General features: G+C 65.6%; 9 protein-coding genes. All 9 read left to right on the plus strand.

Translation table 11 applies throughout. From position 1 onward, the window contains the following. Positions 1-342 precede the first annotated feature (342 nt). The 9 genes from thiC (at position 343) to THECO_RS05540 (ending at position 13,581) form a co-directional block, all read left to right on the plus strand. Entirely contained in the window at positions 343-2,109 is a 1,767-nt protein-coding gene (gene thiC, locus THECO_RS05500; RefSeq protein ID WP_015254067.1) for a phosphomethylpyrimidine synthase ThiC, read from the plus strand. Then, positions 2,102-3,361, plus strand: coding sequence for a ThiF family adenylyltransferase (locus THECO_RS05505; protein WP_015254068.1), 1,260 nt, complete (start codon positions 2,102-2,104; stop codon positions 3,359-3,361). Before thiC ends, THECO_RS05505 begins: the two co-directional genes overlap by 8 nt. Next, the gene (gene thiE / locus THECO_RS05510; RefSeq protein WP_015254069.1) at positions 3,361-4,233 is read left to right on the plus strand and encodes a thiamine phosphate synthase; all 873 of its coding nucleotides are present in this window, start codon (positions 3,361-3,363) and stop codon (positions 4,231-4,233) included. The genes THECO_RS05505 and thiE overlap by 1 nt, the downstream gene beginning before the upstream one ends. Positions 4,234-4,237: 4 nt before the next feature. Continuing rightward, complete coding sequence (locus tag THECO_RS05515; protein WP_015254070.1) at positions 4,238-5,086, plus strand: thiazole synthase; 849 nt, start codon at positions 4,238-4,240, stop codon at positions 5,084-5,086. After that, entirely contained in the window at positions 5,083-6,231 is a 1,149-nt protein-coding gene (gene thiO, locus THECO_RS05520; protein WP_015254071.1) for a glycine oxidase ThiO, read from the plus strand. Before THECO_RS05515 ends, thiO begins: the two co-directional genes overlap by 4 nt. Then, on the plus strand, positions 6,231-7,079 hold the full coding sequence (thiD, locus tag THECO_RS05525) for a bifunctional hydroxymethylpyrimidine kinase/phosphomethylpyrimidine kinase (protein WP_015254072.1): 849 nt from the start codon (positions 6,231-6,233) through the stop codon (positions 7,077-7,079). The genes thiO and thiD overlap by 1 nt, the downstream gene beginning before the upstream one ends. Positions 7,080-7,209: 130 nt before the next feature. After that, complete coding sequence (locus THECO_RS20445; protein ID WP_015254073.1) at positions 7,210-11,442, plus strand: hypothetical protein; 4,233 nt, start codon at positions 7,210-7,212, stop codon at positions 11,440-11,442. Next, the gene (locus tag THECO_RS05535) at positions 11,421-11,672 is read left to right on the plus strand and encodes a WIAG-tail domain (protein ID WP_041853813.1); all 252 of its coding nucleotides are present in this window, start codon (positions 11,421-11,423) and stop codon (positions 11,670-11,672) included. The genes THECO_RS20445 and THECO_RS05535 overlap by 22 nt, the downstream gene beginning before the upstream one ends. Before the next feature lie 244 nt (positions 11,673-11,916). Continuing rightward, a complete protein-coding gene (locus THECO_RS05540; protein ID WP_015254074.1) occupies positions 11,917-13,581 on the plus strand; it encodes an IS1634 family transposase in 1,665 nt (554 codons plus the stop codon). The last annotated feature ends 420 nt before the right edge of the window (positions 13,582-14,001 follow it).

Genomic DNA, 14,001 nt, shown 5'->3' on the forward strand with positions numbered 1-14,001 from the left:
TCCGGCGTGTGCCCGCCGTGCCCGTCGTGTGCGAATGAGCCGCTTCCCCGTGAAGCGGCTTTTTGCATATGCGGGATGTTGCAGGCGGGATTGGCCTTGGCATGCTGCTGTGTGCAGGTGCATTGTGAAAGCATGCTGACGGCGATGCTGCAACCGGAGTGACTCCATGCGCGGAGATCGTTTTGCGGCGATCGCTGCACCGCGCATGGAAGCCGCGAGGCAGCAGCACTCGTCAGGCAGGTTTGTCTTGCCGCATGCATCACACCGCCGAATGTCATGATCCGGAGCCGCCGGCGCTGGCCTCCTATTGGATTCACATCATCCAAACGGGAGGTTTTTTTCATGTCCATTCACCTCTCCACATCCCCGATTCCCGGCAGCCGCAAAGTGTATCTCACCGGCAGCCGCCCCGATCTGCGCGTGCCGATGCGGGAAGTCGCGCTCGCCCCGAGCCGGACGCCGCAGGGCGAGACGCCGAATGATCCGGTCCTGCTGTACGACACCAGCGGACCGTACACCGACCCGGAGGCCGGCATCGACATCCGCCGGGGCCTGAATCCGCTGCGGGGCGTCTGGATCGCCGAGCGCGGCGACACCGAAGCGTACGAAGGCCGCGCCGAGCGGCCGGAAGACAACGGCTGGCGCACGCCGGAACAGGCGGAGCGGGCGGGCATCGAACGGTTCCCCGGCCCGCCGAGGCGGCCGCTGCGCGCGAAACCCGGCCGCGCCGTCACCCAGATGCATTACGCCAGGAAAGGCATCATCACGCCGGAGATGGAATTCGTCGCGATCCGCGAAGGGATGGATCCGGAAGTCGTCCGCGCCGAAGTGGCGGCCGGCCGCGCGGTCATCCCGGCGAACATCAACCACCCCGAGAGCGAGCCGATGATCATCGGCCGGAAATTCCATGTCAAGATCAACGCGAACATCGGCAATTCCGCCGTCGCGTCCTCGATTGAAGAAGAAGTCGAGAAAATGGTCTGGGCCACCCGCTGGGGCGCCGACACGATCATGGATCTGTCCACCGGACGCAACATCCATGCGACCCGCGAATGGATCATCCGCAACTCGCCCGTTCCCGTCGGCACCGTGCCGATCTATCAGGCGCTCGAGAAAGCGGGCGGCAATCCCGCCGATCTGACGTGGGAGATCTACCGCGACACGCTGATCGAGCAGGCGGAGCAGGGCGTGGACTACATGACGATCCATGCGGGCGTGCTGCTCCGGTACATCCCGCTTACGGCGAAACGGGTGACGGGCATCGTCTCGCGCGGCGGCTCGATCATGGCGTCCTGGTGTCTCGCGCATCACGAGGAGAACTTCCTGTACACCCGGTTCCGCGAAATCTGTGAAATCTTGCGTGCCTACGACATCACCGTCTCCCTCGGCGACGGCCTCCGTCCCGGTTCGATCGCCGACGCGAACGACGAGGCGCAGTTCGCCGAACTCGAGACGCTGGGCGAGCTGACGAAGATCGCCTGGGAGCACGATGTGCAGGTGATGATCGAAGGTCCGGGCCACGTCCCGATGCACATGATCAAGGAGAATGTCGACCGGCAGGCGGAAATCTGCCAGGACGCGCCGTTCTACACGCTCGGTCCGCTGACGACGGACATCGCGCCCGGCTACGACCACATCACGTCGGCCATCGGCGCCGCGATGATCGGCTGGTTCGGCACGGCGATGCTCTGCTACGTGACGCCGAAGGAGCATCTCGGCCTGCCGAACAAGGACGATGTCAAGGAGGGCGTCATCGCCTACAAGATTGCCGCCCATGCCGCCGATCTCGCCAAGGGTCATCCCCGGGCGCGTGCATGGGACGACGCGCTGTCCAAGGCGCGCTTCGAGTTCCGCTGGCGCGACCAGTTCCATCTGGCGCTCGATCCGGAGCGGGCGATGGCGTACCACGACGAGACGCTGCCGGCCGAGGGGGCGAAGACGGCCCATTTCTGCTCGATGTGCGGACCGAAGTTCTGCAGCATGAAGATGTCGCAGGAGCTGCGGGACTATGCGGCGAGCCGCGGCATGAGCCTTGAAGAAGCAGTGGAAGCGGGGCTCAAGGAGCGCGCCGGCGCGTTCCGCGATGCGGGAGGAAGCCTGTATGGCTGACGATCCGGCAAAAGAATGCGGCATGGCGGAACATATCGCGGGGCTGACGAACGGTTCGGAACAGACGGCTGCCGGTCGGCAGAAGGAAACGGCGGAACCCGGACGTTCGGCGGATCGGACGGACATGGAGCGGTACAGCCGGCAGATCCGGTTCGCGCCGATCGGTCCCGAAGGACAGCGCCGGCTGCTTGAAGCTTCGGTGCTGATCGTCGGAGCCGGCGCGCTCGGCGCATCGCTCGCCCAGCATATGGCGAGGGCCGGCGTCGGCCGCATCCGGATCGTTGACCGGGATTTCGTCGAGCCGAGCAATCTGCAGCGGCAGACGCTGTTCGACGAGGAGGACGCCCGGCTGGCGCTGCCGAAAGCGGCGGCCGCCGCGGCGAAGCTGAGGCGGATCAACAGCGGCATCGCGATCGAGGAGCATGTGGCGGACGTCACTTCGGCGAACGCGGCGGCGCTTGCCGAAGGGGTGCAGCTCGTTCTGGACGGCACGGACAATGCCGCAACGCGGCTGCTCATGAGCGACGTCTGCTTCGCGCTCGGCATTCCGTTTCTGTACGGCGGAGCGGTCGGCGCGTCGGGCATGAGCGCGGCGCTCGTCCCGGGCGAGACGGCCTGCCTGCGCTGCCTGATCGGCGGGGAGCAGGAGGCGGCGGACGCGGGCACATGCGAGACGGAAGGCGTCATCTCGCCGGTCGTCGAACTGGTCGCCGCCCTGCAGGCGGCCGAAGCGCTCAAATGGCTGACCGGCCGCCGCGAGGCGCTGCGCCGGACGTGGATTTCGGCGTCGCTCTGGCCGTCTGAATGGCGAGAGTGGCGGCTGCCGGGCCCTTCGCGGGATTGCGCGGTATGCGGGCGGGCGAAGCCCCCGGCGGAATCCGGCTTGCCGATGGAACGGGCTGAGGCCGGGCCGAAGCGGCTTGCCGTCCGGGAAGAAGCGTCGGCGGCCCCGTCACCGCGTCCGGCCGCCGGCCCGATCCGCGCCGCGGTCCTGTGCGGCCGGGATACGGTGCAGTTGACGCTGGACCATCCGCTGCCGCTCGAGCGGATCGAGGAGCGGCTCCGTGCGGACGGCTGCATCATCACGCGCAATCCGTGGCTCATCCGCGCGGAGACGGGGGACGGCAGGCGGTTTGTTGTGTTCCGCGGAGAAGGGCGCGTGCTGGTGCAGGGCGTCTCGGATGCGGAAGAAGCGGTTCGCGGACTGACGGAGCTTTTGCATCAACCGAATGAAGAAGGAGTGACGCTTTGATGAGCCGTGCGGCGTTTGATTTCCGGCTGTATGCCATTACGGCCGAGTCCTGCCACCCCGGCCGGGATCTGATCGAAGTCATGGAAGCGGCGATCCGCGGCGGCGCGGACATCGTGCAGCTGCGGGACAAGGAGACGCCGCCGGAACGGCTGCTCGGGCAAGCCCGCGCGCTCCGGGAGCTTACGCGGCGCTACGGCGTGCCGTTCATCGTGAACGACTATCCGGAGCTGGCGCTTGAGGTGGAGGCGGACGGCGTCCATCTCGGCCAGGAAGACATGCCGATCGCGGAGGCGCGCAGGCTGCTCGGCGGGGACAAGATCATCGGCATCTCGACCCATTCGATCGAGCAGGCGCGGGAAGCGGTCCGGGCGGGCGCCGACTACATCGGCGTCGGGCCGGTCTATCCGACGCCGACGAAGCCGGGCCGGCCGGCGGCCGGACTCGAATACGTCCGGCAGGCTGCGGCGGAGATCGCCATCCCGTGGGTCGCGATTGGCGGTATAACGCTTGACAACGCGGACGAAGTGCTGGATGCCGGGGCGCGCCGGCTGTGCGCGGTGTCCGCCATTGTCGGCAGCCCGGACCCCGAAGCGGTCAGCCGGGAGCTGAAGGCCCGGATCACCGCCCGGGAAGCGGGGCATGCGGCAGATGCGGCCCCTCCGGCGGAAGGTCCGATTCGGCTTCGCCTCAACGGGCGCGATACAGAGACGACGGCGCGAACGCTCGGCGAACTGATCGAGCGGCACGGCCTCAAGGACCGGCGGATCGTCGCCGAGGTGGACGGCGAGATCGTCGCGCGTTCCGAATGGAGCCGGACGCCGCTTAAGGCCGGCGCCGCCGTGGAGCTGGTCCATTTCAGGGGAGGGGGTTGATCGGATGAATGAGGCGTTTTATCGCGTTCCGCCGCTCGTCATCGGCGGCCGGACGCTGCGGTCGCGGCTGTTCCTCGGCACGGGGCGGTTCCCGAGTCCGGCGGTCATGCTCCAGGCGCTGGAGGCGAGCGGGGCGGAAGTCGTCACCTTCGCCGTCCGCAGGGTCAATCTGGACGAAACCGCCGACGACTCGGTGCTGCAGCATCTGGAAGGACGGGATCTCATTTATCTGCCGAACACGTCGGGCGCATCGAGCGCCGCCGAAGCGGTGCGCATCGCGAAGCTGGCCCGCGCCGCCGGGCTCGGCGACTGGGTCAAGGTCGAGATCAGCGCCGATCCGCGCACGCTGCTGCCGGATCCGGTCGAGACGCTGAAAGCAACCGCGATGCTGGCGGAAGCGGGATTTACCGTGCTGCCCTATACGTCCGACGATCCGGTGCTGTGCCGGCGCCTCGCGGAGGCCGGTGCGGCCGCCGTCATGCCCGGCGGATCGCCGATCGGCACCGGGCTCGGCATTCTGAATCCGTACAATCTGCGTCTGATCGCGGAAGAGGCGAACGTGCCGGTCATCGTCGACGCCGGCCTCGGCTCGGCTGCTGACGCCGCGCAGGCGATCGAGCTCGGCGCCTCCGGCATCCTCGTGAACACGCCGGTCGCGAAGGCGCTCGACCCGGTCGCGATGGCCCGCGCGATGGCGCTCGCCGCCTACGCCGGCGCGCTCTCCCGCGCGGCCGGACGCATTCCGAAACGGCTCTATGCGACGGCGAGCAGCGATCCGGACGGCGTGCTCGAGCCGCTGTCGGACCGCGCGGCCGAACCGGCCGCGGCCGGCCGGCGGGTGACCGGCGGATGAGCGGGCGGGTCGTCATCCTCGGCGGCGGCATCATCGGCCTGTCGGCAGCGTTCGCGGCGGCCGCAAAGGGCTTCGGCGTCACCGTCGTCGAAGCCGGAAGACCCGGCGGACAGGCGTCCGGCGCGGCCGCCGGCATGCTGGCGCCATATACCGAAAATCCCGACGGGCCGGACCCGTTCTTCGCGCTCTGCCTCAAGAGTCTGCGGATGTATCCCGACTGGGCGGCCGCGATCGAAGAAGCGTCCGGGCGGAAGATCGAGCTGCGGCGCAGCGGCAGCCTCGCCGTCGCGTTGGGCGAAGCGGACGTGCTGCCGCTGACCGCGCGGATGGCGTGGCAGAATCGGTACGGCGCCCGCGCCGAACTCGTCGGTTCGTCCGAATTGCGGCAGCTTGAGCCGCAGCTCGCGCCGGACATCGAGACGGCGCTCTACATCCCGGAGGAGGGCCATGTGTACGCGCCGGCGCTCGTCGAGGCGCTCGAGAGCGCCTGCCGCCGCCGGGGCGTTGCGATCGCCGCGGAGGCCGGCCGGACCGTGCGGCTGAACCTGGGCGCGGACGGGGTCGAAATCGGGACGGAGCGGGCCGGAACGTTCACGGGAGACGTGCTCGTCGTCTGCACGGGCGCCTGGACCGGGCTGTTCGAACGGGAGCTCGGCCTGCCGCTGCCCGTCCATCCGATCCGCGGGCAAATCTGCGCCTATCCGATGCCGGCCGGGCTCATCCGGCGCATCGTCGTCTCGCCGCAGGCGTACTGGACGGCCAAAAACAACGGCACGCTCGTCTGCGGCGCATCGGAAGATGTCGCCGGATTCGACACTTCCGTCACGGAACGCGGCATTGCCCGGCTCGTCCGCTGGGGGCCGAAGGTGTTCCCGATCCTGAAGGATCTTGAGCCGGTGCACCGGTGGGCGGGCCTGCGCCCGGGCACGCTGGACGGCCGGCCGCTGATCGGCCGTCTGGGACATGCGCCGCGCGTGGTGATCGCGGCCGGCCATTACCGCAACGGCATTCTGCTGGCGCCCGCGACGGGCGCGGCCGTCACCGCGCTGCTCACGGGCGAAGTGCCGCCCGTGCCGCTGGACGCGTTCGATCCGCTCCGGTTTACGGCGGTGCGGCAGATCGAGTTCGAAGGGATGAGGGCATGATGCAGAACGTGAAGCGGCATTCCCTGCCGCGCGCGCTGACGATCGCCGGCTCCGATTCCGGCGGCGGCGCGGGCATTCAGGCCGATCTGAAGACGATGCAGGAGATCGGCGTATTCGGCATGAGCGCCGTAACGGCCGTTACGGCGCAGAACAGCCTCGGCGTGCAGGCGGTCTGCCCGCTGCCGCCGGAGGTCGCGGCGGCGCAGATCGATTCGGTGCTCGGTGACATCGGCGCCGACGCGGTCAAGACCGGCATGCTGCACGATGCGGCCGTCATCGAGGCGGTGGCGGACGCCCTGGAGCGCCGTCCGGTTCCGAGTCTGATCGTCGACCCGGTCATGATCGCGAAGAGCGGAGACCGGCTGCTCAAGGCGGACGCGGTTGACGCCCTCAAGCGGAGGCTGATGCCGATGGCCGAGCTCATCACGCCCAACATTCCCGAAGCTTGCGCGCTGCTCGGCATCGGGGAGGGCGAGATCCGCACGGAACGGGACATGATCGAAACGGCGCGGGAACTGCTCGCGCTCGGCATCCGCAACGTGCTGCTGAAAGGCGGCCATCTGCCCGCCGCCGGCGGCACGTGCGTCGACGTGCTCTGCGGCGCGGACGCAGCCGAGCCGGTCGTCATCCGCGCGCCGCGCGTCGAGACGCGACATACGCACGGCACCGGCTGCACGCTGTCGGCCGCGATCGCGGCCTTCCGGGCGCGGGGCACGCCGCTCGTCCACGCGGTCCGATCCGCGCGGCGCTTCCTCGGCGAGGCCATCGCGCATGCCGTCCCGACCGGCGGCGGCATCGGTTCCCTGTGGCATGCGGCGCATCGGCTGAAGCCCCCCCGTTGCGGCTGAACGGTGACATCGGCGGCTGGAAGGCGCTTTTGTTCCGACCGGTCTTTTTTCCTCCCGCAACCGTTGAACCTGCCCATAGACGTCTGCATATGATGCAGATGACTCTATGGTGGCAAAGAAGGAGTGGGCCATGGCGAAAAAACGGAGGGGAAGACCGGTCAGAGCGCGCAGACCGCTCTTTTATGTCGATGATCCGAATCGTTCCGAACTGACCTGGCTCGACGAACAGCCGGCGGAACGGCCGAAGGCGCCGGAAGTCAAGCAGGCCGAGGTGCTCGGAACCGTCGTGAAAGAGGCGGAGACGGCGTCCGTTCAGGCCGTCGAGGAGGCGATCCGGGAAGCGGAGCAGGAAACGGTCCGCGAGACGGAAGCGGTTGAAGCGCTCGCGAAGGCCGAGGCGGAAAGGGAAGCGAAGCTGGAAAGCATTGAGGAGAAACGTTCGCCGATCAAGCCCGAGCCGATCATTTTTACGGACGATCTGGCGGACGAGTCGGTGACGGGCGAGAAGCTTGCCCCCGGCGCGGTCGACACCGTCCGGATCCAGCCGGGCGCGGTCGTGACGCATACGATCGGCGACTACGCGGTGGAGAGCATCAAAATTGCGGACGGGGCCGTCACGTCGGCCAAACTGGCGCCCGAGTCGGTGACCGGCGAGCATCTGGCGCCGAATTCGGTCTCCGGGGACAAACTGCTCGACCGGTCGATCGGCGGGGAGAAGCTGCGCGACGGGAGCATAACGCCGGACAAACTGGCGGACCGCTCGATCAGCGGCGACAAGATTGCGGCCGGTTCGATCGAAGCGAAGCATTTGCAGCCGAACATTCTGACGAGCGAGATGATCGCCGACCATGCCATCGCGACGGATAAACTGCGCAGCGGCGCCGTTACCCGCGACAAGCTGGCGAATGAGGCGGTCGACACATCCAAACTCGCCGAAGCGTCCGTCACGACCTCGAAGCTGCGGGACGGCGCGGTGACCGGCCCCAAAATCAAGGAAGGTGCGATCGAGGGCGCCCATCTGAAAGAAGGGATCCTGCTTGCGCATCACGTGTCGCTGGGGGCCATCCAGGGAAAGCATCTCGCTCCGGGCGCCGTCGAAGCCGTCCATCTCGCCGAATCGGCGGTCGCAAGCCGCGCGCTCGCGCCGGAAAGCGTAAAGACGGAACACTTGGCGTCCGGAGCGGTCCAGTCCGAACAAATCGCCGCAGCAGCGGTCCGCGGCGAACACGTCGCCCGCGGTGAGATCGGCACGGAACAGTTGGCGGACCAGTCGGTGACGGCCGCCAAGCTGGCCGACGGATCGGTCGGCACGATCAAGCTGGTCGACCACGCCGTCACCGCATCCAAACTGGCCGACCAGAGTGTCAATGCGACGAAGCTGGCGGACGAATCGGTTCATCTGCGCCATATGGCGCGCCATTCCGTCAATGCGGACAAATTGGCCGACCGTTCGGTTCACTCACGCCATCTGACAGATCTCAGCATCGAGGCGCGGCACGTGCAGCAGAACGCGATCGGCACCGCGCATCTGCAGGATGAAGCGGTGACAAGCGACAAGCTGGCGGCGTTCGCCGTGCAGGAAGACCATATCGGCCCGGGCGCCGTCGGCATGACGCAGCTGGCGGACGGCGCGGTCGGGAACACGAAGCTGGCCGAGGGCAGCGTCCGTTCGGCGAACATCGCGTCCGGCGCCGTCAGGACGGAGCATCTGGCGGACGACGCGGTGACATTCGACAAGCTGGCGCCGGGGGCGCTGCGCACGTTCCATTTCACCGAAGGGGCCGTGACGGAAGAGGCGATCGCGCCGGGAGCCGTCACGTCCGAGCGAATCCGGGCGAAGGGGATCGGCGCGGCGCATCTGCAGGAAGGAGCGGTCGAGACCCGGCACCTGGCGGAAGACGGCGTAACCTCGGAGAAACTGGCTTCCGGCGCCGTGCATGACCGCCATATCCGGCCGGGGGCGGTGAAGCCGCACCATCTGGAGGACCATGCGGTCACTTCGTTGAAACTGTCGCCGGAGAGCGTGTCGACTGACAAGCTGGCGGATCAGGCCGTGACGGCCGTGAAGCTGGCGGACGGCGCGGTGACGCGGGAAAAGCTGGCTCCGGGATCCGTCGGTCCGGATCAGCTGGCCGGACGGATCATTGCGGCGGAGCATCTCGCGCCCGGATCCGTCGGAAGCGATCATCTGCAGCCGGGAGCCGTCGGCGGCGCGCATATCGCGCAGGGTGCCATTACCACCGAGCATCTGGCCGTGCGGTCAATCGGCGGCAGGCTGCTGGCCGACGGGGCGGTCGGATCGAAGCATCTGGCCGGCGAGGCGATCCGGAGCCGGCATCTGGCGGACGGCGCGGTGCTGGGCATTCACATCGCCGGCGAAGCGGTGCGGGAGCTGCATCTGGCGGACGGCGCGGTCACGTCCGGCAAAATCGCCGCCGGCGCCGTGACATCCGGCCATCTGGCGCCCGGTTCGGTCGGCCCGGAGCAGCTGCAGCCGGGGACGGTGGACGGCGCGCACATCCGGCCGGGAGCGGTGGCGCAGCATCATCTGACGCCGGGATCGGTGGCGCAGCATCATCTGACGCCGGGATCGGTCGGAAGCCGGGAGCTGCAGGAATCCGCCGTCGGGTCCGAGCATCTGGCGCCCGGTTCGGTCGGCCCGGAGCATCTGGCGGAGTCCGCCGTGACGTCGGCTGCGCTCGCCCAGGGCGCGGTCCGGACGGAGCACCTGGCGTTGGAATCGGTCGGCAGCAAGCAGCTGAAAGCGGAAGCGATCCAGGGATACCACATCCGCCGCGGCTCGATCACGCTGGCGCATGTGGCCGAGAATCTGCTGCAGCCGGATCGTCTGGAAGACGGCTCGGTGTCCGGGCGGAAGCTCGCGCCCGGCTCGGTGACCGGGGACCGGCTGGCGCCGGGAAGCGTCGGCGGCGCCGCCATCGCCGACGGCGGCGTATTCGCGGCGCATCTGGCGGACGGCGCGGTGACGGCGGAGAAAATCGCATCCGGCGCCGTCGCAAGCATTCATCTCGCGCCGCGGTCGATCGGGTCGGAGCATCTCGGCGAAGCGGCCGTAACCGGTGAAAAAATCGCGCGCGGTTCGGTCACATTCGACCATCTGTCCGCGGGTTCGGTGGGCGGCCGGCAGCTTCAGGCCGGCGCGGTGGGCAGCGAGCATCTGTTGAACGGCGCGGTGACGACGGAGAAGCTCGCGCCCGGCGCCGTTGCGGGCGGTCATCTTGCGCCGGGGTCGGTCGGATCGGAGCATCTCGGCGAAGCCTCCGTTACCGGGAAAAAGATCGCGCGCGGGGCGGTTGCTTTTGACCATCTGTCCGCGGGCTCGGTAGGCAGCAGGCAGCTTAAGGCCGGCGCGGTCGGCGTCGAGCATCTGGCGGACGGCGCGGTGACAGCGGAGAAAATCGCTCTCGGCGCCGTCGATGGCGATCGTCTCGCGCCGCAGTCGGTCGGCACGGAGCATCTCATCGACGCGTCCGTGACGGGAAGCAAAATCGCCGGCGGATCGGTGACGGCCGACCATCTGGCGGCCGACGCCGTGGGGAGCGGGCAGCTTCAGGCCGGCGCGGTGGGCAGCGTGCACCTGGCGGCGGATGCGGTGGGCGCCAAGCAGCTCCAGGCCGGCGCCGTCGGCAACGAGCATCTGGCGGACGGCGCGGTGACGGCGGAGAAAATCGCGCCCGGTTCCGTCGCGGGCATTCATCTTGCGCCGCTGTCCATCGGTTCGGAGCATCTCGGCGAAGCGTCCGTCACGGGCGGCAAAATCGCGCGCGGTGAGGTGGGCGCCGCGCATCTGGCGCCGGACGCGGTGGGGGGCGAGCAGATACAGGCCGGCGCGGTGGGCAGCGAGCATCTGGCGCCGGACGCGGTGGGCGCCAAGCAGCTCCAGGCCGGCGCCGTGGGCGGCAGGCACCTGCAGGCCGGCGCGGTGGGCGCCGACCATCTGGCGGCGGATGCCGTGGGCAGCAGGCATCTGCAGGCCGGCGCGGTGCGGGCCGGGCATCTCGCGGCCGGTTCGGTGGGCGGTGCGCAGCTGCAAGCCGGCGCCGTCAGCGCCGTCCATCTGGCGGACGGCGCGGTTACGGCCGCGAAGCTGGCGAGCGGCGTCATCGAAGCGCTGGCGGAAGCCGCGCGCGCGGCGGCCGCGCTGGCTCCGGGCGGCGGGTCGGCGGCATCCGCCGACGGCGCAACGGGATTGCCGAGGGCGCGGTGGACGGCCGGCACATCGCGGTTGAAGCGATCAGCGACCGCCATGTCCGGGACTACAGCCTGCCGGCGTCGAAAATGGCGTTCAATCCGGTCGCGGCGCCGGAAGGCGGAGGCGCGGTGCTGCAGCAGTTCGGACTGACGCCGTTCGCGTTCACCGGGCAGGAGGAGCAGATCGAAGTCGCCCTGCCGTTCGACGAGACGTACGCCGACGATCAGTATGCGCTCACAGTGACGGCGGATCAGCCGGGCGTCATCGCATCGATCAAGGAAAAATTCGCCGAGTACGCGGTGGTTGCGGTGAGCCGGCTGCGGATCGGACCGGCGCCGAACGGGATGTTGAACTGGATTGCGGTTGGGTATCGGTTTTGACGAGCATTTTGGCGGCATTTCTACGGTATTCACTGGAACAGTGATATGGGGGATGCCGCTTTTTTTTTCTATTTACAGCCCGAGTTCGACAGTAAATCGGCAATTTTAGGCACATGAAAAATAAAGAATCGCATAACAGCAAGGTTTTTGGGGACTGAAGATAGAAAAAAACGCAAAGTTTCATAGGCACACGTTTTGTTGATGTTTTCTTGTATTTATTGATGATATATGGTATTATATAGGCATGTATATACGACGCGTTTCTCGAAAAAACAAAAATGGATCCACCACCGCTTACCTTCAGCTTGCGCACAACGAGTGGGATCCCGTCGCGAAGCATGCCAAGGCGAAGGTCATCTACTCGTTCGGCCGCGAGGACGAAATCGATCGTTCCGTTCTGGAACGGTTGGTGCAGAGCATTGCCCGTTACCTGACTCCGGAAGCGGCGCTGCAGGCGCAAAACGCAATTGGCGAAACGGCGGAATTCTTGTTCCGGTCCAGCAAGCGCTTGGGCGGAGCCTGGCTCCTCCATCAGCTGTGGCAAAAGATCGGGTTGGACGCCATCCTCGAAAAATTGTTCAAGGATCGTAAATATCAATCGTCCATTGAGCGTCTGATCTTCGCTATGGTGGCCAACCGCGCCCTTAATCCTTCGAGCAAGCTGGCGATGGAAGATTGGGTGAAGGACGAGGTGTATATTCCAGGCCTAAGCGAAGTCGGCAGCCAGCAATTGTACCGAGCGATGGACGAGTTGTTGGAAGTTCAATCGGAGCTGGCGCATCAGATCTATTGTGCTGTTTCCGATTTGCTGAATCTGGAGGTCGATCTGCTTTACTTCGACACCACCTCTTCTTACTTCGAAGTCGATCCGTTCGATGTGCCGGAGGATGACGACTTGCGCAAGCAGGGATTTTCGAAGGACAAGCGTCCGGATCTGGTTCAGGTCGTCATCGGGCTCGCCGTCACGCGTCAAGGGATTCCGATCCGCTCTTGGGTCTGGCCGGGCAATACGTCGGATATGTCGGTCGTCAATCAAGTCAAGCGCGACTTGGTCGGCTGGAAGCTCGGCCGGGTGATCAGTGTGATGGATCGCGGCTTCACCTCCGAAGAAAATTTGCGGACGTTGCAGCGGGCCGGCGGTCATTATATCGCCGGGGAGAAGATGCGATCCGGCAAAGAGACGACGGATGCTGCCATGAGCCGCAAAGGCCGGTACCACCACGTGCGCGAGAACTTGCAGGTCAAGGATATCGTCGTCGGCGACGGCGAAGCGAGAAAACGCTACGTTCTCGTGCATAATCCCAAAGAAGCCGAACGGGATCGTCTGCGCCGGAAAGAGCTAATCGAACGTTTGGAAGCGGAACTGGAGGGTCTCAAGCAGTTAAGCAACCAGGCGCACACGAAAGCCGCATGCCGATTGCGCACGCATCCGACCTACGGAAAGTACTTGCGTCAACTGAAAGACGGGACACTCAAGCTGGATAAGCAAGCGATCCGTGACGCAGAGAAATATGACGGCAAGTATCTCATCCGGACATCGGATGACACGCTTTCTGCAGAGGACGTTGCCCTCGGCTACAAGCAGCTGGTTGATGTGGAAGACGCATTCCGAACACTAAAGACCACGTTGGAGCTTCGTCCGATGTATCATCGGCTGGAAAACCGCATTCGCGCCCACATCCTGCTTTGTTGGCTTGCTTTACTGCTGGTTCGCATCATCGAAGAAGAAACCGGCGAGACCTGGACGGCATTACGCAAGGAACTCGATCGCATTCATCTTGGACATTTTTCATCAAATAACGGAGACGTCTACCAGAGCACGGAATTGACACCCAAACAACGAAAAACCTTTGATACGCTTGGGATTGAGGCTCCACCAAAGTTCCTAAAGATACAACCCAAGGCATAGATACACGCATTTCTTAAGAAAAATGCCCGTCAACCCAGACAGCGCAAGGGATAGCGGGTATTTCATTTACCTAGTAACTGTCGAACTCGGGTACAGCTGTAGCTTTTCAAAGGCAGATGGGATAGTTGCAAAGGTTTGGATACCGAATCACTAATCATAAACATCACTGTACTTTCGCGCTGGTATGCAGATGGGGACTTGTTTGCTATCAAATTAGATGCTCCGTAATTCCTACGGAAATTAGGATTTCAAACGATCCTGAAGTATGTTGTCAAGTGAGATGCGAAACCGGTGTAACAAATTTTTATACTTCACAGAAAATCTCCCCTCAAAAGTAGTCCTGATCATTGTTTCAGGTGTCTACTATGAGGGGAGTTTACAAGTGTGTTTTACTTTAGAATAGATTAATCATTGCGACTT

The sequence above is a fragment of the Thermobacillus composti KWC4 genome, from assembly GCF_000227705.2.
Classification (GTDB): domain Bacteria; phylum Bacillota; class Bacilli; order Paenibacillales; family Paenibacillaceae; genus Thermobacillus; species Thermobacillus xylanilyticus.